A 23,087-nucleotide genomic window follows, 5' to 3' on the forward strand; every position below is an offset into this window, starting at 1 on the left:
GCCCGCCGCCGACTAGGGCGCAGGACTGCGGTAGGCCAGCGGATAGAGCAGCCGCCCGGCCACCTCGTTGAGCAGCAGGCTGCTCTGCCAGAACGCCCGGCTCTCCGGCAGCCAGCCGCCGCCGGGGCGGGCGTTGGGGGTCCCCATGAAGCCCATGGGCGCAGCGATCACCTCCAGGCCCTGCCGTTCGAAGCACCAGCGCGCCCGCGGCATGTGGTAGGCCTGGGTGACCAGCACCACGCGGCGCACCCCGGCCGCCTTCAGGATCGCCGCGCTCTCCACGGCATTCTCCCAGGTGGTGCGACTGGACTCCTCACGCCAGCGCACCGCCACGCCGAAGTCCGCGGCCAGGCCCTCGGCCATCAACGCCGCCTCGCTGGGCGGCAGCACGCCGAAGTGCAGGCCGCCGCTGGTCAGTACCGGCAGGCCGCTGGCCCCGGCCAGGCGCGCCGCATAGCGCATCCGCTCGACGGCCAGCAGGCTCGGCTGGTCGCCGCCCCAGCCCGGATCGGCCACGTCACGCCCGGCGCCGAGCACCACGATGGCCTCGGCCCGGCCGGCCAGCGCCGGCCACTCGGTCTGGGCCAGCGGGGCCTCACGCTCCAGCAGGCGCGCAGCCCACTCCACCGCCAACGGCATGCTCATCACCCAAAGGCCGGCGAAGCCGAGCAGGAAACAGCCCGCGGCCAGGCGCGGGAAACGCCGGCGCAGCCACCAGCCGGCCAGCAGCAGGAGCAGCAGGCCGCCCGGTGGCAGGATCAGTTGCTTGACGAAATAACGCAGGAACATCGGACACCTCCAGAGGTGCCCGAGTATAGGGGCAGGCGGGATGCCGGTCGCGGCGCTAGCGCAGCGACTGGGCGCGGAACAGCTGCGAGCCGCAGGTCTCGCAGCCCTGGATGCCGACGCCCGGCTGCCAGTTCACCGGGGTTCCGCAGAGGGCGCAGCACAGCTGGCGGCGGCGTTTCTGCGGCGCGGACTTGCCACTCAGCGGGCGCAGGGTGCCGGGACGCGCCGCGTTGCGCGCCGGGCGCAGCGGCCGCAGGGCGCGGTGCTCGATCAGCGCCAGCTCCTCGGCGGCGGCGTGCCAGCCGCTCAGCCAACTGACGTCATGCTGCAGATAGGCATTGATCAGCGCCAGCTCGGCCGAGCTCAGTCCCCGCAGTTCCAGCTCCCCCGGCCGTTCGTCGCCCAGCTTCTGGGCCGCCTCGGCCTCCTCCAGCGCCAGCGCGAGCCGCTGTAACAAGCGCTCGTACAGACCGCCTCCCACTACCACTCGCCGCAACTCGCCCATCCACGCACCTCGCTGGGGCCGATCCCGCCGTCCCTGTGGAAAAGCTTAGCGTCCGCCCCGCATCCGACCATGCGCAGCGACCAACGGCGGCGCGCCTGGCAGCGATCAAGGTTTCCCTAGGACGAGGGGGGTCATGTATGCTACGGCGTTTCCTGCAGTCCCTCGGCGGGTCCCGGCCCGCCCTGGCACTAACCTTCTTTCCTATGCGCCACTAGAGCCATGCACGAACAGTATCAGCCCCGCGAAATCGAAGCCGCTGCCCAGGCCCACTGGGAACGTGAGCAATCCTTTGTCGTCCGCGAAGAGCCCGGCAAGGACACCTTCTACTGCCTGTCCATGTTCCCCTACCCCAGCGGCAAGCTGCACATGGGGCACGTGCGCAACTACACCATCGGCGACGTGATCGCCCGCTACCAGCGCATGCTCGGCAAGAACGTCCTGCAGCCGATGGGCTGGGACGCCTTCGGCATGCCGGCTGAGAACGCCGCCATGAAGCACCAGGTGGCACCGGCCAAGTGGACCTACGAGAACATCGCCTACATGAAGTCCCAGCTGAAGAGCCTGGGCCTGGGCATCGACTGGACCCGCGAGGTCACCACCTGCAAGCCCGAGTACTACCGCTGGGAGCAGTGGCTGTTCACCAGGCTGTTCAAGAAGGGCGTGATCTACCGCAAGAACGGCACCGTGAACTGGGACCCGGTGGACCAGACCGTGCTGGCCAACGAGCAGGTCATCGACGGCCGCGGCTGGCGTTCCGGCGCGCTCATCGAGAAGCGCGAGATCCCCATGTACTACTTCAAGATCACCGCCTACGCGGATGAGCTCCTGAACAGCCTGGACGAGCTGGACGGCTGGCCGGAACAGGTCAAAACCATGCAGCGCAACTGGATCGGCAAATCCCGCGGCATGGAGGTCAGCTTCCCCTACGACGTCGCCAGCATCGGCCAGGAAGGCGTCCTCAAGGTGTTCACCACCCGTCCGGACACCCTGATGGGCGCCACCTACGTGGCCGTGGCCGCCGAGCACCCGCTGGCCGCCATCGCCCTGAGCAAGCTGCCGCCCGAGCAGGCCGCCGAGCTGCAAGCCTTCATCGACGAGTGCAAGCGTGGCGGCGTGGCCGAGGCGGACATCGCCACCCAGGAGAAGAAGGGCCTGCCCACCCCGCTGTTCGTCGAGCACCCGCTGACCGGCGAGAAGCTGCCGGTATGGATCGCCAACTACGTGCTGATGCACTACGGCGAAGGCGCGGTGATGGCCGTGCCGGCCCACGACCAGCGTGACTTCGAGTTCGCCAGCAAGTACGGCCTGCCTATCAAGCCGGTGATTCGCACCAGCGCCGGCGAGCAGACCCCGGCGCCCTGGCAGGACGCCTACGCCGAGCACGGCACCCTGATCAACTCCGGCGAGTTCGACGGCCTGGACTTCGATGGTGCCTTCGACGCCATCGAGGTGGCCCTGCGCAAGAAGGGCCTGGGCCAGGCGCGCACCCAGTTCCGCCTGCGCGACTGGGGCATCAGCCGCCAGCGCTACTGGGGCTGCCCGATCCCCATCATCCACTGCGACAGCTGCGGCGACGTGCCGGTGCCGGAAGACCAGCTGCCGGTGGTGCTGCCCGAAGACGTGGTGCCCGACGGTGCCGGCAGCCCGCTGGCGAAGATGCCCGAGTTCTACGAATGCACCTGCCCGCAGTGCGGCAAGCCGGCCAAGCGCGAGACCGACACCATGGACACCTTCGTGGAGTCGTCCTGGTACTTCGCCCGCTACGCCAGCCCCAGCTACGACCAGGGCATGGTCGACCCGGCCGCGGCCAACCACTGGCTGCCGGTGGACCAGTACATCGGCGGCATCGAGCACGCCATCCTGCACCTGCTCTACGCGCGCTTCTTCCACAAGCTGATGCGTGACGAGGGCCTGGTGTCCTCCGACGAGCCGTTCAAGAACCTGCTGACCCAGGGCATGGTGGTGGCCGAGACCTACTACCGCAACCTGCCGAACGGCGGCAAGGACTGGTTCAACCCGGCCGACGTGGAGGTCGAGCGCGACAGCAAGGGCAAGATCATCAGCGCCCGCCTGAAGAGCGACGGCCAGCCGGTGGAGATCGGCGGTACCGAGAAGATGTCCAAGTCGAAGAACAACGGCGTGGACCCGCAGGCGATGATCGACGCCTACGGCGCCGACACCTGCCGCCTGTTCATGATGTTCGCCTCGCCGCCGGACATGAGCCTGGAATGGTCCGACTCCGGCGTGGAAGGCGCCAACCGCTTCCTGCGCCGCGTCTGGCGCCTGGCCTACAACCACGTCAGCGCCGGTCTGCCCGGCGCCCTGGACAAGACCGCGCTGAATGACGGGCAGAAGGCCATCCGCCGCGCCATCCACGCGGCGATCAAGCAGGCCAGCACCGACATTGGCCAGTTCCACAAATTCAACACTGCCATCGCCCAGGTGATGGCCCTGATGAACGTGCTGGAGAAGGCCCCGACCGCCAGCGAGCAGGACCGCGCCCTGCTCCAGGAAGGTCTGGAAACCGTGGTGCTGCTCCTCGCGCCGATCACCCCGCACATCTGCCACGAGCTCTGGCAGCGCCTCGGCAAGTCCGGCGCGGTCATCGACGCGCCCTGGCCGCAGGTCGACGAAAACGCCCTGGTGCAGGACAGCCTGCAGCTGGTGGTGCAGGTCAACGGCAAGCTGCGCGGGCACATCGAGGTGCCGGCCAGCGCCAGCCGCGAGGAGATCGAAGCGGCGGCACGCCAGAACGAGAACGTGCTGCGCTTCACCGAGGGCCTGACCATCCGCAAGGTCATCGTGGTCCCCGGCAAGCTGGTCAACATCGTCGCCAACTGAGGTCGCGTCGGGGCCTCGCGGGGCTCCGGCGCACGGTTCTTAAGGGGAACAACAACGATGCTCAAACGGAATCTGATGGTTATCGGTCTGGCCGCACTACTCTCCGCCTGCGGCTTCCAGCTGCGCGGCACCGGCACCACCGAGTTCGCCCTCAAGGAGCTCAACCTCAGCGCCCGCAACGCCTACGGCGACACCGTCAAGGAAGTCCGCGAGGTGCTGCTGGACAACCACGTCAAGGTCTACCCAGGCGCGCCATACACCCTAGTGCTGGCCCGCGAAGTGCAGTCCCAGCGCACCCTCAGCTACACCGGCAGTGCCCGCGGCGCCGAGTACGAGCTGACCCTTGGCCTGGAGTACGAGCTGCGCGGCGCCAACAACCTGCTGCTGGCCAACGACAAGCTGGAGGTCAGCAAGGTCTTCGTGCAAGACAGCAACAACCTGATCGGTTCCGGCCAGGAAGCCGAGCAGTTGCGCGGCGAGATCCGCCGCGAGCTGATCCAGCAGTTGGCCACCCGCCTGAGCCTGATCACCCCGGCCCAGCTCGACGGCCTACAGCAGCAGGCCGAGGCCCGCGCCCGGGCCGAAGCCGAGGCCGATCAGCGCGCCCGCGCCACCCGGCCGCAGCACTCGCCGCTGCAGCTGCCCATCCAGTAAGCGTCTGGGGAGTCCGCTCGCGGGCTCCCGCCGCCTGCCATGAAGCTCAGCCCAGCCCAGCTCGGCAAGCACCTGCAAGGCACCCTGGCGCCGGTCTACGCGATCAGCGGCGACGAGCCGCTGCTCTGCCAGGAGGCCGCCGACGCCATCCGTAGCGCCTGTCGCGAGCAGGGCTACGGCGAGCGCCAGGTGTTCAACGCCGAAGCCAACTTCGACTGGGGCCAGCTCTACGAGGCCGGCGCCAGCCTCTCGCTGTTCGCCGCCCGGCGCCTGCTGGAGCTGCGCATCCCCAACGGCAAGCCCGGCGACAAGGGCGCCGCCGCCCTGCTCGAATACCTGGAGCGACCGCCGGAAGACACCGTGCTGCTGATCAGCCTGCCCAAGCTGGACGGCAGTACCCAGAAAACCAAGTGGGCCAAAGCGCTGATCGACGGGCCGCACGCCTTGTTCGTGCAGATCTGGCCGGTGGAAGTCGCCCAGCTTCCGCAATGGATCCGCCAGCGCCTGGCCCAGGCTGGGCTGGTCGCCACCCCGGAGGCGGTGGACCTGATCGCCGCGCGGGTGGAGGGTAACCTGCTGGCCGCCGCCCAGGAGATCGAAAAGCTCAAGCTGCTCGCCGAGAGCGGCCAGGTGGACGCCGCCACCGTGCAGGCCGCGGTAGCCGACAGCGCACGCTTCGACGTCTTCGGGCTGATCGACGCCGCGCTCAACGGCGAGGCCTCCCACGCCCTCCGCACCCTCGAGGGGCTGCGCGGCGAAGGGGTGGAAAGCGCCGTGGTGCTCTGGGCCCTGGCCCGCGAGCTGCGCCAGCTGGCCGGCATTGCCCACCAGCATGCCCAGGGCGTGCCCCTCGACAAAGCCTTCGCCGCCTGCCGCCCGCCGATCTGGGAGAAGCGCCGCCCGCTGCTCGGCCGCGCCCTCCAGCGCCACCCGGTGGCCCGCTGGGGACAGCTGCTGCAGGCCGCTCAACTGATCGACGCGCAGATCAAGGGCCAGGCCCCCGGCGACCCCTGGAGCAGCCTCGCCAACCTGACCCTCGCCCTGGCCGGCAAGCGCCTGCCCTTCTAGTCCATAGCGGGCGGTCCGGCCCTGGCGCCTTCTTTCCTTGGGCGCCGCGCTCCCAGAGGCCGGGGCAGTGGCTCCCGAGGCCCCGGAAAAGAGCCAGCAATCCGAAAGCCCCGCTCCGCGGCAACCAGCAAGCCGACCAGGCGTGATAAGGTGGCGCCTGGCAACACCGCAACGAGATTTCCCATGCCGATACAGCTCCTGCGTCCCCTGGCCTGCGCCACCCTGACACTGCATCTGGGCCTGCTCAGCGCCTGCGCCAGCGACCATGCCGATACCCCGCCGAGCGCCGCTTCCGACACGCCGCAGGAGCCTCCCCGGCAGGTCGCCGTGGCCACCCCGAACACGACACCGGCCAGCCCCGTCCAGTCGTCCGCCCCGCAGCTCGGCTTCGCCGAATGGCGCGACCAACTGCGCCGCGAGGCGCTGGCCGCGGGCATCGACGCCAGGCTGTTCGATCGCGCCTTCGCCGGCATCAGCCCGGACCCCCGGGTGATCGCCGCCGACCGCAGCCAGCCTGAGTTCACCCGGCCGGTCTGGGAATACCTAGACAGCGCCGTATCGCCCAGCCGGATCAGCCGCGGCCGGACGATGCTCGCCCAGCACGGCACGACCCTGACGGCCATCCAGCAGCGCTTCGGCGTGGACCGCGAGGTGCTGGTGGCGATCTGGGGCATGGAAAGCGCCTTCGGCCAGAACATCGGCAGCTACAACGTGATCCGCTCGCTCGCCACCCTGGCCTACGAAGGCCGCCGCCAGGCGTTCTGGCGCGAGCAGTTGCTGGCGGCCCTGAAGATCCTCCAGCACGGCGACATCAGCCCGGAACGCCTGATCGGCTCCTGGGCCGGGGCCATGGGCCAGACCCAGTTCATCCCCACCACCTACAACCAGCACGCCGTGGATTTCGACGGCGACGGCCGTCGCGACGTCTGGAACTCCGCCAGCGACGCACTGGCCTCGGCCGCCCACTACCTCGGCAACTCCGGCTGGCGGCCGGGCCAGCCCTGGGGCTTCGAGGTGCGCCTGCCACAGGGTTTCGACTACGCCCTGGCCGACCCCGAGGAGCGCCGCAGCCTGGCCCAGTGGCGCGCCCTGGGCGTGCAGCCGGTGAAGGCCCCGAACGTCGCCGAGGAGGCCAGCGCCACCCTGCTGCTGCCGGCCGGACATCGCGGGCCGGCCTTTCTGGTGCTGAACAACTTCCGCAGCATCCTGCGCTACAACAACTCCACCGCCTACGCCCTGGCCGTCGGCCTGCTCTCCGACGCGCTGAAGACCGGCCGCAGCCAGCTGCAGGCCAGCTGGCCACGCGACGACCGCCAGTTGAGCCGCAGCGAACGCATCGAGCTGCAGGAACGCCTGGCCCGGCTCGGCTTCGACCCCGGCGCGCCGGACGGCATCATCGGCGCCAACACCCGCAAGGCGATCCGCGGCTTCCAGCAACTGCTCGGCTGGCCGGCCGACGGCCACCCCACCGCGGAGCTGCTGGCCCGCCTGCGCACCCAACCCTGACCGCGGCGGCGGACGGCCCTGGCGACCGTCCCCTGCAGCAGTCCAGGCCAGATCCCGGGCAAAGAAAAACCGCATCCCGGCCAGGCCGGCGACGCGGTCTTTCCGCAGACGCGCGGATCAGTCGTGCTTGATGCCGTGAGCCTGCTGGTCAGCGTGGTAGGAAGAGCGCACCAGCGGGCCGGAAGCGACGTTCTTGAAGCCCATCTCGGCGCCCTTCTCGGCGAACCAGGCGAAGGTGTCCGGGTGCACGAAACGCTGTACCGGCAGGTGGTTGCGCGACGGCTGCAGGTACTGGCCGAGGGTCAGCATGTCGATGTCGTGCTCGCGCATGCGCGCCATCACCTCGAGCACCTCCTCGTCGGTCTCGCCGAGACCGAGCATCAGCCCGGACTTGGTCGGCACATGCGGGACCATCTGCTTGAAGCGCTGCAGCAGGTCCAGCGACCACTCGAAGTCCGAGCCCGGCCGGGAGGCCCGGTACAGACGCGGTACCGTCTCCAGATTGTGGTTGAACACGTCCGGCGGCTCCTGGGCGGTGATCTCCAGGGCGATGTCCATGCGCCCGCGGTAGTCGGGCACCAGGGTCTCCAGCTGGATGCCGGGGGACAGCTTGCGGATCTCCCGCAGGCAGTCGGCGAAGTGCTGGGCGCCGCCGTCGCGCAGGTCGTCGCGGTCCACCGAGGTGATCACCACGTACTTGAGGCCTAGGTCGGCGATGGCGATCGCCAGGTTCTTCGGCTCCTCGGGATCCAGCGGCTTCGGCCGGCCGTGGCCGACGTCGCAGAAGGGGCAGCGCCGGGTGCAGATGTCGCCCATGATCATGAAGGTCGCGGTACCGCCGCTGAAGCACTCACCAAGGTTCGGGCAGGAGGCCTCCTCGCAGACGCTGTGCAGGCGGTGCTTGCGCAGCAGCTGCTTGATGCGCTCCACCTCGGGCGACACTGGGATGCGCACGCGGATCCAGTCCGGTTTCTTCGGCAGTTCCTCGGTGGGAATGATCTTCACCGGGATGCGCGCGACCTTCTCGGCGCCACGCAGTTTCACGCCGGGTTCCACTTTCGCAGGGGCCTTCTTGCCCGCGTCTACTGTGCTCATAACGATTCGATTCCGCCCGTCAGGGTCGTCTGTTCAGCGTAGCCGAGGTGTTGGACGAGCTGCGCGCGCAGCCGGGCACAAACCTCGGTGAAATCCAGCGGCCCGACCAGGTCGCGCAGCTGGGTCATGGCCAGGCCTGCGTAGCCGCAGGGGTTGATGCGCCGGAAAGGCTCCAGGTCCATGTCGACGTTCAGCGCCAGGCCGTGGAAGGAGCAGCCGTTGCGGATGCGCAGGCCGAGGGAGGCGATCTTCGCGCCGTCGACGTAGACCCCCGGGGCGCCGGGACGCAACTCGGCCCGCACGCCGTACTCGCCGAGCAGGTCGATCAGGCTCTGCTCGATGCGTTGCACCAGCTCGCGCACCCCCAGCCCCGAGCGGCGCACGTCGAGCAGCAGGTAGGCGACCAGCTGCCCCGGCCCGTGGTAGGTGACCTGGCCACCGCGATCGACCTTGACCACCGGGATCTCCCCAGGGAACAGCAGGTGCTCGTCCTTGCCGGCCTGGCCGAGGGTGAACACCGGCGGGTGCTGGAGCAGCCAGACCTCATCGCCGCTCTGCGGGGTACGCGCGGCGGTGAAGCGCTGCATGGCATGCCAGGTGGGCTCGTAGGGCACCAGACCAAGGTCGCGGAAGCCGAGGACTGCGGGTGCTGGCATCAGAGCACCATGTGCACGCGGCCAGTGGCGCGCAGCTCGACGTGCAGGGCCTGGAGCTGCTCGACGCTGGTGGCGGTGATCAGCAGCTGCACGGTCTGGAAGCGGCCGTTGCGGCTGTCGCGCAGCACCAGGGTGCCGCGGTCGAGCCCTGGCGCATGGCGTTCGAGGATCTCGATGACCAGCTCGACGAAGCCGTCGCCGGCGTCACCGATCACCTTGATCGGATAGTTCTCGCAGGGGAACTCGATTTTTACGTTGGGAGTGTCGGTCATGGCGGCGAACTCGTGGTTCACAGGGCGCCGCGGGCAGGCCCGGAGCCGGCTTGGGATGCGGCGCTAATGCCTATGCCCGCCGGCCTCTCGTGGAGGCTGGCGGGCCCTGGGCGGATCAGTTGAACAGGCTGTAGAAGAACAGACGGATGCTATCCCACAGACGACGGAACAGGCCACCCTCCTCGACGGATTCGAGAGCGATCAGGTCGGCGCTCTTGACCACCTGGTCGCCCAGCTTGACCTCTACCTTGCCGATCACCTGGCCCTGCTGGATGGGGGCGATCAGCTGCGGCTCGAGGCTCATGCTGGCCTGCAGGTCCTTCAATTGGCCCTTGGCCATGCTCAGGGTCAGGTCCTCGGCCAGGCCCGCGCGCACCTGGCGCTCGGCGCCCTTCCAGACCGCCGCCTTGGCCAGCTCGGCGCCCTTCTGGTAGAAGGTGCGGGTCTCGAAGAAGCGGAAGCCGTAGGTCAGCAGCTTCTGAGTCTCGGCGGCACGGGCCTGCTCGCTGTTGGTGCCGAACACCACGGCGATCAGGCGCATGTTGTCACGCACCGCGGAGGCCACCAGGCAGTAGCCGGCTTCCTCGGTGTGGCCGGTCTTCAGGCCGTCGACGGTCTTGTCGCGCCACAGCAGCAGATTGCGGTTGGGCTGCTTGATGTTGTTCCAGAGGAACTCCTTCTGCGCGTAGATGGCGTAGTGGGCCGGGTCCTCGTAGATGATCGCGCGGGCCAGGATGGCCATGTCGTGGGCCGAGGAGTAGTGATCCGGGTCCGGCAGGCCGGTGGCGTTCATGAAGTGGGTGTTGCGCATACCCAAACGCTCGGCGGTGGCGTTCATCATGTCGACGAAGGCCTCCTCGCTGCCGGCGATATGCTCGGCAATGGCCACGCTGGCGTCGTTGCCGGACTGGATGATGATGCCATGCAGCAGGTCGCCGACGCTGACCTGGCTGCCGACCTGGATGAACATCCGCGAACCGCCGGTGCGCCAGGCCTTCTCGCTGACGGTGACCAGGTCGCTTTCCTTGATCTGCCCGCGGTTGATCTCCAGGGTCGCCAGGTAGGCGGTCATCAGCTTGGTCAGGCTGGCCGGCGGCAGGCGCTCGTCACCGTTGCTCTCCACCAGCACGTTGCCACTGGCGGCATCCATCAGCAGGTAGGATTTGGCGGCCAGCTGCGGCGGTGCCGGGATCACCTGGTCGGCGGCGCCGGCCAGCGGCGCGATGAGTAGCAGGAGAGGCAGCAGCAAGCGTTTGGCAAGAGAGGAGATGTTCATCGTTCTTCAGAAGGTTTCTCAGGCAAGAATGAAAAAGCGCGCCCTGGCGGGCGAAGTGCGGTCAGGCATCAGTCGGGCCTGACCAGGGTCGGCTGGCCGAGGTTGGCCAGCCGCACACTGTCCTGCAGCTGCAGGGCCTCATCCCGAGTGCCGATGGGCCCCAGGCGTACCCGGTGGAGAATCTGCTGGTTGCGCACCACCGAGCTGATAAACACCGGGGCATTGACCGTCTCGCTCAGCTTGGCCTTGAGCAGCTCGGCAGCGTCCGGATTGGCGAAGGCTGCCACTTGGAGATACAGGCCAGAGACTCCGGGTGAAGCGTTTTTTTTTGCGTCGACCTGCACCGGCAGCACCGCCGCGGCGTGCTGCTGCGGCGGCGGCACGTACTCCTCGACCAGAGGCTTGGCGGCCGGCTGCGGCTGGGCTTGGGTGGCCTGCGGCTGGGCCATCTTCGGCTGGGCGAGGACCATGGGCACCGGGCGGCCCTGCTGGGCCCACCACTCGTGGGGATCGATGCCTTCCACCTTGACCTGCGCGGTGCCCTTCTCGGCGTAGCCGAGCTTCTTCGCCGCGGCGAAGGACAGGTCGATGATCCGGTCGGAGTAGAACGGCCCGCGGTCGTTGACGCGGAGGATCACGCTCTTGCCGTTCTCCAGGTTGGTGACCCGCACGTAGCTGGGCAGCGGCAGGGTCTTGTGCGCGGCGGTCATGCCGTAGAGGTCGTAGGCCTCGCCGTTGGCGGTGGCCTGGCCGTGGAACTTGGTGCCGTACCAGGAGGCGGTGCCCACAGCCTTGTAGTTGCGCGCGTCCTGCAGCGGGTAGTAGGTCTTGCCGAACACCGTGTAGGGGTTGGCCTTGTAGCTGCCGTAATGAGGCATGGGCACCGCGTCGGGAATCTTCGAGACGTCCACGTCCCACCAGGGAGCGCCGTCGCGGTGCGGCCGGGCATAGTCGCTCGGCCCGGAGATGCTGCCGACGTTGCGTGAGGGGGGCTGGCTGGTCGAGCAGCTGGCCACCAACAGGGCCAAGACGGCAAAGGTCAACAGTCGCGTGGGCTGTACTCGTCTCACTTGGCGCTCCGTGCTTTCACCAGTGCCTCGGACAGTTGATAGACCGCCATGGCGTACATAGCGCTGCGATTATAGCGAGTGATCACATAAAAGTTCGGCAGGCCCATCCAGTATTCGGGGCCCGCCTCGCCTTCCAGACGGATGGCAGTCACTGGCAGGTCGTCGCGCAGGGCTTCCTGGCTGCTCCAGCCGAGGCTGCGCAGCTCGCCTACCGTGGTACTGGCCTCCAGGCCGGGGCTGATCGCCGTTTCGGCCTGTTCGCCACTGATCTTCGCGGCGCTGACCACCTGCTCGCCGGGCGCCCAGCCGTGGCGCTTGAAGTAGCTGGCGACGCTGCCGATGGCGTCCACCGGGTTGTTCCAGATGTCGATGTGGCCATCGCCGTCGAAGTCCACCGCATAGGCGCGGAAGCTGCTAGGCATGAACTGCGGCAGGCCCATGGCGCCGGCGTAGGAGCCCTTGAGGGAGAGTGGGTCGACCTGCTGCTCGCGCGCCAGGAGGAGGAACTGCTTGAGCTCCTTGCGGAAGAAGTCGGCGCGCGGCGGGTAGTCGAAGCCCAGGGTGGAGAGCGCGTCCATCACCCGGAAGCTGCCGGTGTTGCCACCGTAGAAGGTCTCCACACCGATGATCGCGACGATCACCTGGGCCGGCACGCCGTACTCGCGTTCGGCACGGGCCAGTGCCTCTTCGTGCTTGCGCCAGAACGCCACCCCGCCGGCGATGCGCTTGTCGGTGATGAAGATCGGCCGGTACTCCTTCCAGGGCCGCACCCGTTCCGCCGGCCGCGAGATGGCATCGAGGATGCTCTGCTTGCGCTCCACCTCGTTGAACAGCGCTACCAACTGTTCGCCAGCGAAGCCGTAGTAGCGGGTCATTTCCGCGACGAACTCGGCGACCTGCGGAGAACCCTCATAGTCAGCTGCCCAGGCCTGCGGGGCCAGACCCACGATGCCAGCAAGGCTGACCCAACCTGCACTTCGAGCCGCCCAGCGACGCACTACTCGCATTAGATTCCCCATCAAACCTGTGCGATCCACTTGCGATGCGTGTGGATCGCCATCAACAGCCCGAACCCCGACAGCAGCGTCACCAGGTGAGTTCCACCATAGCTGATGAAGGGCAGGGGCACCCCCACCACCGGCAGCAGTCCGCTGACCATGCCGATGTTCACGAACACGTAGACGAAGAATGTCATCGTCAGGGCGCCGGCCAGCAGCTTGCCGAACAGCGTCTGCGCCTGCACGGTGATCACCAGGCCGCGACCGATGAGCAGCAGGTACATCAGCAGCAGCAGGCAGATGCCGACCAACCCGAACTCCTCGCCGAGCACGGCAATGATAAAGTCCGTATGACTTTCCGGCAAAAAATCCAGGTGCGACTGGGTGCCGAGCAGCCAGCCCTTGCCGAACACTCCGCCCGAGCCGATCGCCGCCTTGGACTGGATGATGTTCCAGCCGCTGCCCAGGGGGTCGCTCTCCGGATCGAGGAAGGTCAGCACGCGCTGCTTCTGGTACTCGTGCATGACGAAGAACCACATGCCGACCGCCACCGGCACCACCGCCGCCGCCGCGCCGATGATCCAGCGCCACTGCAGGCCGGCGATGAACAGCACGAACATCCCCGAGGCGAGGATCAGCAGCGCGGTGCCGAGGTCCGGCTGGCGCACCACCAGGACGAAGGGCACGAGGATCAGCCCGAGGCTAACCGCCACATGCTTGAGCCTGGGCGGCAGACTGCGCTTGGCCAGGTACCAGGCGATGGTCGCCGGCATCAGGATCTTCATGAACTCCGCCGGCTGGAAGCGGATCACCCCGGGGATGTTGATCCAGCGGGTGGCGCCCATGGCGTTGTGGCCCATGACGTCCACCACCACCAGCAGACCCACGCCGATCAGGTAGCCGACCGGAACCCAGCGGGCCAGGAAGCGCGGCTCGAACTGGGCGATGACGATCATCCCGGCCAGGCCGATGGCGAAGGAGGTGGCCTGCTTGATCAGCAGGTCCCAGTTACGCCCGCTGGCCGAATAGAGCACGAACAGGCTGCCGGCGGCGAGCACCAGCAGCAGAAGGAGCAGGACACCGTCGATGTGCAGGCGCTGCAGCAGGCTGGAGCGGCGGCGCAGGACGTCCTCGTTGGACAGGGTGCGGTCGAAGTTGCTGTTCATCGGCTGGCGCTCGTTGCGTTACTGAGCGGTTGCGCCGGACGGAACTCGGCCTTCAGTTGGCCCTGCTCGTCGAGCAACCAGGCATCCATCACCTGCTTGACCACCGGCGCCGCGACCCCGGAGCCGGACTCGCCGTTCTCCACCATTACTGCCACGGCGATCTGCGGATCGTCCGCCGGGGCGAAGGCGACGAACAGGGCGTGGTCGCGGTGGCGCTCCTGGAGCTTGTTGCGGTCGTACTTCTCGCCCTGCTTGATGGCTACCACCTGGGCCGTGCCGCTCTTGCCGGCGATGCGGTAGACCGCAGTGTCGCCGACCTTGCGCGCGGTGCCGCGGGCGCCGTGGACCACTTGCTCCATGCCGTTGCGCGCATGGTCCCAGAAGCGCTCGTCGCGTAGCTGGATATCCGGCATCGGGTTGGGGTCCACCGGCGGGCGGCCGCCGATGGACTTGGCCAGGCGCGGGCGGATCCATTTGCCGCGGTTGGCCACCAGCGCGGTGGCCTGGGCGAGCTGCAGCGGGGTGGCCTGCATGTAGCCCTGGCCGATACCGAGGATCAGCGTCTCGCCGGGGTACCAGGCCTGGCGGTAGCGGGCGCGCTTCCATTCCCGCGAGGGCATCAAACCGGCGGACTCCTCGAACATGTCGAGGGCCACCCGCTGGCCGAAGCCGAAGCGGCTCATGTAGGAATGCAGACGGTCGATGCCCATCTTGTGCGCCAGGTCGTAGAAGTAGGTGTCGTTGGAACGGGCCAGGGCGAGCTCCAGGTTGACCCAGCCGTCGCCGCTGCGGTTCCAGTTGCGGTACTTGTGGTCGTAGTTGGGCAACTGGTAGTAGCCGGGGTCGAACACCCGGGTGGTCGGGGTCACCACCCCGGCATCCAGACCGGCCACGGCGACCATCGGCTTGACCGTCGAACCCGGCGGGTAGAGCCCGCGCAGCACCCGGTTGAACAGCGGGCGGTCGATGGAGTCGCGAAGCTCGCCGTAGTCCTTGAAGCTGATCCCGGTGACGAACAGGTTGGGGTCGAAGCTCGGCTGGCTGACCATCGCCAGCACCTCGCCGGTTTTCGGATCCAGCGCCACCACCGCGCCGCGGCGCCCGCCGAGGGCCTGCTCGGCGGCCTCCTGGAGGCGCACGTCGAGGGTCAGCACCAGGTCGTCGCCGGGAATCGGATCGGTGCGGTTGAGCACGCGCAGCACCCGGCCACGGGCGTTGGTCTCCACCTCCTCGTAGCCGACCTTGCCGTGCAGCTGGTCCTCGTAGAAACGCTCCACGCCGGTCTTGCCGATATGGTGGGTGCCGGCGTAGTTGACCGGGTCGAGCTGCTTGAGCTCCTGCTCGTTGATGCGTCCCACGTAGCCCACCGAATGGGCGAAATGCTCCTTCAGCGGGTAGTGGCGGACCAGGCGGGCGACTACCTCGACGCCGGGCAGGCGGAACTGGTTGACCGCGATGCGGGCGATCTGCTCCTCGGTCAGCTCGAAGAGGATCGGCACCGGTTCGAACGGCCGGCGTCCTTGGCGCATGCGTTTCTCGAAGAGCGCGCGGTCTTCCTGGGTGAGACCGAGCACCTCGACGATCACATCCAGCACCTGCTGCCAGTCGCCGGCCCGCTCGCGGGTCACGGTGAGGCTGAAGCTCGGCCGGTTGTCGGCGATCACCACACCGTTGCGATCGAAGATCAGCCCGCGGGTCGGCGGGATCGGCTGCACGTGGATGCGGTTGTTCTCCGCCAGGGTCGAGTGGTACTCGTACTGGATCACCTGCAGGTAGTACTGACGGGCGACCAGCACGCAGGTCAGCAGGAGGATGCTGATGGCGCCGACGATCACTCGGGAGCGCACCAGGCGGGCGTCCTTTTCGTGATCCTTGAGGCGAATCGGCTGGGGCATCGACGGCTACTGCGGACTACTTGTGATAGGGGTGCCCGGACAGCAGGGTCCAGGCGCGATAGATCTGCTCGCCCACCAGGATGCGCACCAGCGGGTGCGGCAGGGTCAGCGGCGACAGCGACCAGCGCTGCTCGCTGCGCGCGCAGACCTCCGGGGCCAGACCCTCGGGGCCGCCGACCATCAGGTTGACGTTGCGCGCCTCCAAGCGCCAGCGCTCCAGCTCCTTGGCCAGCTGCTCGGTGCTCCACGACCTGCCGGTCACCTCCAGGGTCACCACCTTCTCGCCGGGCTGCACCTTGGCCAGCATGGCCTCGCCCTCCTGGCGGATCAGCCGTGCCACGTCGGCGTTCTTGCCCCGGGTGTGCAGGGGGATCTCCACCAGCTCCAGGGGCAGCTCCGGGGGCAGGCGCTTGACGTACTCCTGCCAGCCTTCCTCGACCCAGCGCGGCATCCGCGAGCCGACGGCGATCAGACGCAGGCGCAAGGCTTACTCCTGGTGCTGGGCCCGGCTCTGCTCGGCGCCGCGCCACAGGCGCTCGAGGTCGTAGAACTGGCGGGTCGGCACCTGCATGACGTGGACCACCACGTCGCCCAGGTCGAGCAGCGCCCATTCGCCACCGTCCAGGCCCTCGTGGCCGAGCGGGCGCACGCCGTGCTCCTTGATCTTCTCCAGGACGTTCTCGGCCAACGCCTTGACGTGGCGGCTGGAGGTGCCGCTGGCGATCACCATGTAATCGGTGACGCTGGTTTTCTCGCGGACATCGATGGTGGTGATGTCCTGGCCCTTGAGGTCTTCCAGGGCGGCGATGACCACCTTGACCAGTTCTTCGTTCTGCATGAGTACCCTCTGATTCAATTCGGCGCGCGGTACAGACCGTGCGCATGGATATAGGCCAGTACGCTGTCCGGCACCAGGTAGCGCACCGAACGCCCCTCGGCCCGCAGGCGGCGTATCTGGGTGGCGGACACCGCCAGCGGCGTCTGCCAGACGAAACCGATCTGCCCGGCACTGCCCTCGATGGACAGCGGATCGTTGACAGTGCGCGCGGCGAGCAGGTCGCGCAGTGCCTCCGGCGCCTCGTTGCCGGCGTCCGGACGCTGCAGCACCAGGATGTGACAGTGCCGCAGCAGCTCTTCCCAACGGTGCCAGCTCGGCAGGCCGCAGAAGGCATCCCAGCCGACAAGCAGGAACAGCTGGACCTCGGAGCCCAGCTCGGCACGCAGCGACTCCAGGGTGTCGATGGTGTAGGACGGCCGGTCGCGCTTCAGCTCGCGGTCGTCCACCATGAGCGGCGGCACCCCGGCCACCGCCAGCTCGACCATCGCCAGGCGCTGCTCCGCCGACACCTGCGGCGTGCCGCGGTGCGGCGGGCGGGCGCTGGGGATCAGCCGCAGCTCGTCGAGCCGAAACAGCTCGGCGACCTCCAGCGCGGAGCGCAGGTGGCCGATGTGCACGGGATCGAAGGTCCCGCCGAAGATGCCGATGCGCCGCATGGCGCTCCGTTCAGCCACGCACGTGACCGTCGCCGAACACCACGTACTTCTCGCTGGTCAGGCCTTCCAGGCCGACCGGGCCGCGCGCGTGCAGCTTGTCGGTGGAGATGCCGATCTCCGCGCCTAGGCCGTACTCGAAGCCATCAGCGAAGCGCGTCGAGGCATTGACCATCACCGAGCTGGAGTCCACCTCGGCGAGGAAGCGACGGGCGTCGCTGAAGTTCTCGGTGACGATGGCGTCGGTGTGCTGCGAGCCATAGGTGTTGATGTGCTCGATGGCCGCGTCCAGCGACTCGACGATGCGAATCGACAGGATCGGCGCGTTGTACTCGGTGCGCCAGTCCTCCTCGGTGGCCTCGCGCACGTCGGCGCCCAGCAGGGCGCGGGTGGCCGGGCAGCCCCGCAGCTCCACGCCCTTCTCGCGGTAGATGGCGGCCAGCGGCGGCAGCACCCGCTCGGCGATGCCGGCGTGGACCAGCAGGGTCTCCATGGTGTTGCACGGCGCGTAGCGCTGGGTCTTGGCGTTGTCGGCGACGCGGATGGCCTTGTCGAGGTCAGCGGCGACGTCGATGTAGACGTGGCAGATGCCGTCCAGGTGCTTGATCACAGGCACCTTGGCCTCGCGACTGATGCGCTCGATCAGCCCCTTGCCGCCGCGCGGGACGATCACGTCGACGTACTCCGGCATGCTGATCAGCGCGCCCACCGCGGCGCGGTCGGTGGTCTCCACCACCTGCACGCTGGCAGCCGGCAGGCCGGCCTCGGCCAGGCCGCGCTGAATGCACGCGGCGATCGCCTGGTTGGAGTGGATGGCCTCGGAGCCACCGCGCAGGATGGTGGCGTTGCCGGACTTCAGGCACAGGCTGGCGGCATCGATGGTCACGTTCGGGCGCGATTCGTAGATGATCCCGATCACCCCCAGCGGCACGCGCATCTTGCCGATCTGGATGCCCGAGGGCACGTAGCGCATGTCGCGGATGGTGCCGATCGGGTCGGGCAGCGCGGCCACCTGGCGCAGCCCCTCGATCATGTCGTCGATGCGCGCCGGGGTCAGTGCCAGGCGGTCCAGCATGGCGGCGTCCAGGCCGTTGGCGCGGCCGTTGGCGAGGTCTTTCTCGTTGGCCGCGACCAGCTCGGCGCGGGCGGCGTCCAGCGCCGCGGCGGCGGCCTGCAGGGCACGGTTCTTCTGCGCGGTGGTGGCACGCGCGAGCACCCGCGAGGCCTCGCGCGCGGCGCGGCCCAGGCGGGTCATGTAGTCGAGCACGGACTCAGTCATGGTCTCGAAGGCCTGACGGTTGGGAAAATTGGCTGATTATAGCGAGCCTGCCGCGCCGCGCCCAGCCACGCCTGGCAAGCGGTAGACGAGCCGTTCCGCGCCGTCCGCGGGTAACGGCGCAAGTGCCGGTCGGGCGCCCTCCCCGCCCGGGACGGTGACACCCGCCACCCCCGCCGCCCGAAGGTTGGGTAAACAAAACCGGCCCGGCTGTTTACCTTGCCGACACCCCTGATCGCAGCACCCTTCGCCGATAACAAGAACACCCGCCGGAGCCTGCCATGCGTTACCGCACCGACTTCCATCCCCGCCGCCTGGCGGAGGCCCCCGACGTCCTGACCCTCGGCGCCTGGCGGCTGCATTACCTGGCCTTTTCCACCCGCGAGCGCGACGACCGCTGTCCGGTGCTGCTGCTCGGTGGCGCCTTCCAGTGCTTCCGCTCCTTCGCCGGCGAGGTGCCGGAGCTGCTTGCCGAGCATCCGGTGATCCTACTCGACCTGCCGAGCCAGGGCGGCAACCTGCAGCTGGCTCCGGAGCTGGCGCTGGAAGAGCTGGCTGACCTGATCGCCGCCTTCGCCGAGGAGCTCGCCCTGCCGCCGTTGATGCCCATCGGTCTGTCCTACGGCTCGGCACTGGCCGCCCTGTTCGCCATCCGCCATCCGCAGCGCTGCGCCCGTCTGCTGCTTTCCGGAATCACCGTCTTCGGCCGTCCCGGCGCCCGCCTGCTGCTGGAGGAAAGCCTGGCGCTGCTCGCCGAGGGGCGTCTCGGCGAATTCGCCCAGGGCGCCCTGAACGGCCTGCTCAATCCGCTGCGCCTCGACGACACCGGGGTACCGGAGGCGTTCCGCAAGGCCCTGCTGCGCCAGCTGCAGCGCCTGGACGCCGTGGAGATCGAACGCTACCGGCAGAACAGCTTGCGCCTGCTGGCCTTCGCCGGCTTCCGCACCTACCCGCAGTGCCCGACCCTAGTGCTGGCCGGCGAATACGACCACTTCACCCAGCCCTGGGAGCACGCCCAGTTCGCCGCCGCCTGCGCCCGCGCCGAATGCGTGCTGATCCACGACGCCGACCACCTCGCCCAGTTCGAGCGGCGCGCAGCCTGCGCCGGCCTGTTCCTACCCTTCTTCCGCGACGAGCCGTTGCCCCCGGCCAGCCCCGGCAGCACCCGCCTGGCGCGCAGCCAGCTGGGGCACCTGGAACGCCGCCAGGAAGTGCGCCGCACGCCGCGCGCGCGGCGGGTCCGCCTGCACCATCCGCAGGCCGGCGACTGGCTGGTGGAGCTCTTGGAACTGGGCTTCTTCGGCTGCAGGGTGGCCGGCGAGGCTCCCATCGAGCTGCCCGAGCGCGGCTGGCAGCTGCTCGTCGACGGCCTGCCGCCCCTCAGCCTGCTGCCGCTGCGCCGCGACGCCGAGGGCCTGGCCTGCCTGTTCCCGCATACCGACGCGACCGCCAGCGCCGCTCTGGCCAAGTGGGTGGCCGCCATGGGGCTGCCGACCGCTGCCTGTGCCTAGGTCGGCGCCGCGCGACGAAGAAGACAAAGAAGACGAAAGGACGATCAGCAGACCCGCGCTTCGATCACCCGCAGCAGGCTGGGGATCTTCAGGCGCGGCAGCTGGACGCCGGCGCGATCCGGGTCGTGCGCCGCCACCCGGACGAAACCACAGTCGCGGAAACCGGCGACGATCTCCGCCTCGTCGCGGTAGTGCAGCCAGTAGCCGCCGCGGGTCAGCCGGCCGACCAGATCGACGCCCCAACGCAGCTGGCGGTAGCGCGGATGGCTGCGCAGGTCGGGGTACAACTCGGTCAGGTAGATGCCCTGGGTGAAGCCCGCCAGGCAGCCGGCCAGCCGGCTCCAGAAGTCCTCCACCACCGCCAGCGGGAAGTAGTTGACCAGCCCCTCAGTGATCACCGCCACCGGCTCGCCGTGGTTCAGCCCGGCGAACAGCGCGGCCAGGCTGGTCGCGCCGCTCTCGGCGAGGATGTCCATCTCGCGCACCTGGTGGCGCTCATCCTGCCAGCCGGCACGGCTCAGCAGCCGGCGCTTGCGCGCCGCCATGGCCGGCAGGTCCGCCTCCAGGTAGCGCAGGCGCGGGTAGCGGCGGCAGAAGCGCCGGCCGCGCGGCGACAGGCCGCAGGCGATCTCCACCACCTGGCACACGCCGTCGTGCTCGATGGCCGCGCGCAGGCGTTCGTCGAGCAGTAGGTGGCGCTGCAGCAGGATGTGCTCCAGGTCCAACCCGGCCAGCTCGCGCATGCCCCAGGTGAGCGGACTGAGCACGCCGTGGGCGAAGCGCCCGAAGCCGGTGACGAAGTCCGGCTCGGAAAGCCGGTGGCGATACCAGACGTAGCCGGTGTAGTGGGCGCTGGGACTGATGTGGGCGCTGTCGGCGCGGGCACGCGAGGACATGGGCGCAGCTCTTGTTGGTATCATCGCGTCCAGCCTAAGCCTGCCGAGCCTTCCCCGACAGTCCATGCCGTCCGAACCCAACCTTGGTTTGCCTGCCACTGCCTGCCCGCCCTGGCCGCTCGGCCGTGCCCTGCCCGACGCCTTCTTCGACCGCGACGCCCAGACCCTGGCCCGCGCGCTGCTCGGCAAGGTGATCCGCCACCGGGTCGGCGACCTCTGGTTGGCGGCCCGGATCATCGAGACCGAAGCCTACTACCTGGAGGACAAGGGCAGCCACGCCTCCCTCGGCTACACCGAGAAGCGCCGCGCGCTGTTCGCCGACGGCGGGCACATCTATATGTACTATGCGCGCGGCGGCGACTCGCTGAACTTCAGCGCCCACGGCCCGGGCAACGCGGTACTAATCAAGTCCGGCTACCCGTACCTGGACGCCCATTCCGGCCCCGCCAGCCTGGCCCTGATGCAGCACCTGAACCCGGATGCGCGCGGCAACCCACGCCCGCCGGAGAAGCTCTGCGCCGGACAGACCCTGCTGTGCCGCAGCCTCGGCCTGAAGGTGCCGGACTGGGACGCGCAGCGCTTCGACCCCGCGCGGCTGTTCGTCGAGGACGTCGGCGAGCGCCCGGCGCAGATCGTGCAGACCACCCGTCTGGGCATCCCCCGCGGGCGCGACGAGCACCTGCCATACCGCTTCGTGGACGCCGCCTACGCGCGCTACTGCACCCGTAACCCGCTGCGCCGCGGCCAGGTCGCCGGGCGCGACTACCTCCTGCTGGACGTGACGAAAGGAAGCTGATCGATGAGCGCATGGCTCGACGCCCTGACCGACTGGCTCACCGCCCAGCCGCAGTGGCTGGGGCTGGCCCTGTTCCTGGTGGCCTGCACCGAATGCCTGGCGATCGCCGGGATCCTGGTGCCGGGCACCGTGCTACTGTTCGCCATCGGCGTGCTGGCCGGCAGCGGTGCCCTGGAGCTCTGGCAGACCCTGCTGCTCGCCTACCTCGGCGGGCTGCTCGGCGACGCCATCTCCTACGCCGTGGGACGGCGCTTCCACCAGGGCATCCGGCGCCTGCCCGGACTGCGCCACCACCCGGAATGGCTGAGCGGCGCCGAGCTGTACTTCCAGCGCTATGGGGTGATCAGCCTGCTGGTCGGGCGCTTCATCGGCCCGCTGCGGCCGATGCTGCCGATGGTCGCCGGGATGTTCGACATGCCCCTGGGGCGCTTCATCGGCGTCTCGCTGATCGCCGGCGCCGGCTGGGCGGTGGCCTACCTGCTGCCCGGCTGGGCCACCGGCGCGGCCATGCGCCTGCCGCTGCCGCCCGGCTTCTGGAGCGACGCGATGCTGGTGATCGGCGGCCTAGCCGTGGTGGTGGGCCTGAGCGCCCACTTCAGCCTGACCGGGCACCGCTGGGCGACGCCCATGAGCGCGGCCTTCTGCCTGCTGGGCCTGGCTGCCCTGCTGGTCGGCTGGCCGCACCTGCACGAGCTGGACCAGGGTCTGCTGACCCTGGTGCAGGAGCAGCGCAGCACGCCCCTCGACCACTACATGGTGCTGCTCACCCGGCTCGGCGACCTGAGCACCCAGCTGGCCGCCGGCGGCCTGCTCTGCACCCTGCTGCTGCTCACCCGGCAGTGGCGCGCCGGACTGTTCGCAACGGGCGCGCTGCTCGGCACCGCGCTGGCCAACCTGCTGCTGAAGACGCTGCTGGCCCGCAGCCGGCCGGACGTGCTGCTGCAGCCGCTGGACAGCTTCAGCCTACCCAGCGGACACAGCTCGGCGTCCTTCGCCTTCTTCCTGGTCCTCGGCATCCTCGCCGGCCGCGAGCAGCCGGCGCGCTGGCGGCTGGCCTGGATGCTGCTGGCCTGCCTACCGGCGCTGGCCATCGCCCTATCGCGGGTCTACCTGGGCGCGCACTGGCCCACCGACATCATCGCCGGCGCCCTGTTGGCCGCCGGGATCTGCGCCGCCAGCCTCAGCCTGGCGCAGTGGCGCACGCCGCTGGCAGCCCTGGCGCCGCGCATCTGGTGGCTGGTGCTGCCGGCCTGCCTGGCGCTGCTCGGCGGACTCTCCCTGTGGGCGCTGCCGGAGGCCCTGCAGCGCTACGCCTACTAGAGGGCA

At 69.0% G+C, this 23,087-nt stretch carries 22 protein-coding genes; 7 read left to right on the plus strand and 15 right to left on the minus strand.

The genetic code is table 11. The annotated features are described in order from the left end of the window. Window positions 1-12: 12 nt before the first annotated feature. Together H165_RS0103390 and H165_RS0103395 are read right to left on the minus strand one after the other, a co-directional pair. The gene (locus H165_RS0103390) at window positions 13-789 is read right to left on the minus strand and encodes a YdcF family protein (RefSeq protein WP_017937501.1); all 777 of its coding nucleotides are present in this window, start codon (window positions 787-789) and stop codon (window positions 13-15) included. Window positions 790-844: 55 nt separating this feature from the next. Continuing rightward, window positions 845-1,294, minus strand: a complete 450-nt coding sequence (locus tag H165_RS0103395) for a hypothetical protein (RefSeq protein ID WP_017937502.1) — start codon at window positions 1,292-1,294, stop codon at window positions 845-847. A 219-nt stretch (window positions 1,295-1,513) separates the two neighbouring features. On the opposite strand from H165_RS0103395, the gene leuS reads away from it, so the two are divergent. From leuS to H165_RS0103415, 4 genes are all read left to right on the plus strand, one after another. Next, window positions 1,514-4,135, plus strand: coding sequence for a leucine--tRNA ligase (gene leuS / locus H165_RS0103400; protein WP_017937503.1), 2,622 nt, complete (start codon window positions 1,514-1,516; stop codon window positions 4,133-4,135). Window positions 4,136-4,192: 57 nt separating this feature from the next. After that, the gene (locus H165_RS0103405; protein ID WP_017937504.1) at window positions 4,193-4,789 is read left to right on the plus strand and encodes an LPS-assembly lipoprotein LptE; all 597 of its coding nucleotides are present in this window, start codon (window positions 4,193-4,195) and stop codon (window positions 4,787-4,789) included. A 39-nt stretch (window positions 4,790-4,828) separates the two neighbouring features. After that, window positions 4,829-5,857 (plus strand): DNA polymerase III subunit delta, encoded by a 1,029-nt coding sequence (holA, locus tag H165_RS0103410; protein ID WP_017937505.1) that lies wholly within the window; start codon window positions 4,829-4,831, stop codon window positions 5,855-5,857. Window positions 5,858-6,040: 183 nt separating this feature from the next. Further along, window positions 6,041-7,363, plus strand: a complete 1,323-nt coding sequence (locus H165_RS0103415) for a lytic murein transglycosylase (RefSeq protein ID WP_017937506.1) — start codon at window positions 6,041-6,043, stop codon at window positions 7,361-7,363. Window positions 7,364-7,480: 117 nt separating this feature from the next. Here the strand turns inward: H165_RS0103415 and lipA are convergent, their stop codons facing one another. The 12 genes from lipA to H165_RS0103475 form a co-directional block, all read right to left on the minus strand. Then, window positions 7,481-8,458, minus strand: a complete 978-nt coding sequence (lipA, locus tag H165_RS0103420; protein ID WP_026146326.1) for a lipoyl synthase — start codon at window positions 8,456-8,458, stop codon at window positions 7,481-7,483. Then, complete coding sequence (gene lipB / locus H165_RS0103425; protein ID WP_017937508.1) at window positions 8,455-9,114, minus strand: lipoyl(octanoyl) transferase LipB; 660 nt, start codon at window positions 9,112-9,114, stop codon at window positions 8,455-8,457. The genes lipA and lipB overlap by 4 nt, the downstream gene beginning before the upstream one ends. Continuing rightward, window positions 9,114-9,386 carry a DUF493 domain-containing protein gene (locus tag H165_RS0103430; protein WP_017937509.1) on the minus strand — a complete coding sequence of 91 codons (273 nt, stop codon included), beginning with the start codon at window positions 9,384-9,386 and terminating at the stop codon, window positions 9,114-9,116. The genes lipB and H165_RS0103430 overlap by 1 nt, the downstream gene beginning before the upstream one ends. Before the next feature lie 115 nt (window positions 9,387-9,501). Beyond that, a complete protein-coding gene (locus H165_RS0103435; protein WP_017937510.1) occupies window positions 9,502-10,662 on the minus strand; it encodes a D-alanyl-D-alanine carboxypeptidase family protein in 1,161 nt (386 codons plus the stop codon). A 68-nt stretch (window positions 10,663-10,730) separates the two neighbouring features. After that, window positions 10,731-11,732 carry a septal ring lytic transglycosylase RlpA family protein gene (locus H165_RS0103440; protein ID WP_026146327.1) on the minus strand — a complete coding sequence of 334 codons (1,002 nt, stop codon included), beginning with the start codon at window positions 11,730-11,732 and terminating at the stop codon, window positions 10,731-10,733. Further along, on the minus strand, window positions 11,729-12,739 hold the full coding sequence (gene mltB / locus H165_RS0103445) for a lytic murein transglycosylase B (protein WP_026146328.1): 1,011 nt from the start codon (window positions 12,737-12,739) through the stop codon (window positions 11,729-11,731). The genes H165_RS0103440 and mltB overlap by 4 nt, the downstream gene beginning before the upstream one ends. Window positions 12,740-12,750: 11 nt before the next feature. Continuing rightward, window positions 12,751-13,896: a rod shape-determining protein RodA gene (gene rodA / locus H165_RS0103450; protein WP_017937513.1), complete on the minus strand. Its 1,146-nt coding sequence runs from the start codon at window positions 13,894-13,896 to the stop codon at window positions 12,751-12,753. Next, the gene (gene mrdA, locus H165_RS0103455; protein ID WP_017937514.1) at window positions 13,893-15,791 is read right to left on the minus strand and encodes a penicillin-binding protein 2; all 1,899 of its coding nucleotides are present in this window, start codon (window positions 15,789-15,791) and stop codon (window positions 13,893-13,895) included. Before mrdA ends, rodA begins: the two co-directional genes overlap by 4 nt. 16 nt (window positions 15,792-15,807) lie before the next feature. After that, window positions 15,808-16,275 (minus strand): 23S rRNA (pseudouridine(1915)-N(3))-methyltransferase RlmH, encoded by a 468-nt coding sequence (rlmH, locus tag H165_RS0103460; RefSeq protein WP_017937515.1) that lies wholly within the window; start codon window positions 16,273-16,275, stop codon window positions 15,808-15,810. A 3-nt stretch (window positions 16,276-16,278) separates the two neighbouring features. Beyond that, a complete protein-coding gene (rsfS, locus tag H165_RS0103465) occupies window positions 16,279-16,629 on the minus strand; it encodes a ribosome silencing factor (RefSeq protein WP_017937516.1) in 351 nt (116 codons plus the stop codon). A gap of 14 nt (window positions 16,630-16,643) precedes the next feature. Then, window positions 16,644-17,285 carry a nicotinate-nucleotide adenylyltransferase gene (gene nadD, locus H165_RS0103470; RefSeq protein ID WP_017937517.1) on the minus strand — a complete coding sequence of 214 codons (642 nt, stop codon included), beginning with the start codon at window positions 17,283-17,285 and terminating at the stop codon, window positions 16,644-16,646. Window positions 17,286-17,295: 10 nt separating this feature from the next. Further along, complete coding sequence (locus H165_RS0103475; protein WP_017937518.1) at window positions 17,296-18,561, minus strand: glutamate-5-semialdehyde dehydrogenase; 1,266 nt, start codon at window positions 18,559-18,561, stop codon at window positions 17,296-17,298. A gap of 278 nt (window positions 18,562-18,839) precedes the next feature. Between H165_RS0103475 and H165_RS0103480 the strand changes: the two genes are divergently transcribed. After that, window positions 18,840-20,069 (plus strand): alpha/beta fold hydrolase, encoded by a 1,230-nt coding sequence (locus H165_RS0103480; protein ID WP_017937519.1) that lies wholly within the window; start codon window positions 18,840-18,842, stop codon window positions 20,067-20,069. A 44-nt stretch (window positions 20,070-20,113) separates the two neighbouring features. On the opposite strand, the gene H165_RS0103485 is transcribed toward H165_RS0103480, so the two are convergent. Beyond that, window positions 20,114-20,965, minus strand: a complete 852-nt coding sequence (locus H165_RS0103485) for a class I SAM-dependent methyltransferase (RefSeq protein ID WP_017937520.1) — start codon at window positions 20,963-20,965, stop codon at window positions 20,114-20,116. Between the two features lie 64 nt (window positions 20,966-21,029). Between H165_RS0103485 and H165_RS0103490 the strand changes: the two genes are divergently transcribed. Both H165_RS0103490 and H165_RS0103495 read left to right on the plus strand, forming a co-directional pair. Further along, entirely contained in the window at window positions 21,030-21,761 is a 732-nt protein-coding gene (locus tag H165_RS0103490; protein WP_026146329.1) for a DNA-3-methyladenine glycosylase, read from the plus strand. A gap of 3 nt (window positions 21,762-21,764) precedes the next feature. Beyond that, window positions 21,765-23,081: a bifunctional DedA family/phosphatase PAP2 family protein gene (locus H165_RS0103495; protein WP_017937522.1), complete on the plus strand. Its 1,317-nt coding sequence runs from the start codon at window positions 21,765-21,767 to the stop codon at window positions 23,079-23,081. Window positions 23,082-23,087: the final 6 nt, after the last annotated feature.

Origin of the sequence: Pseudomonas thermotolerans DSM 14292, assembly GCF_000364625.1 — a bacterium.
GTDB classification, from domain to species: domain Bacteria; phylum Pseudomonadota; class Gammaproteobacteria; order Pseudomonadales; family Pseudomonadaceae; genus Aquipseudomonas; species Aquipseudomonas thermotolerans.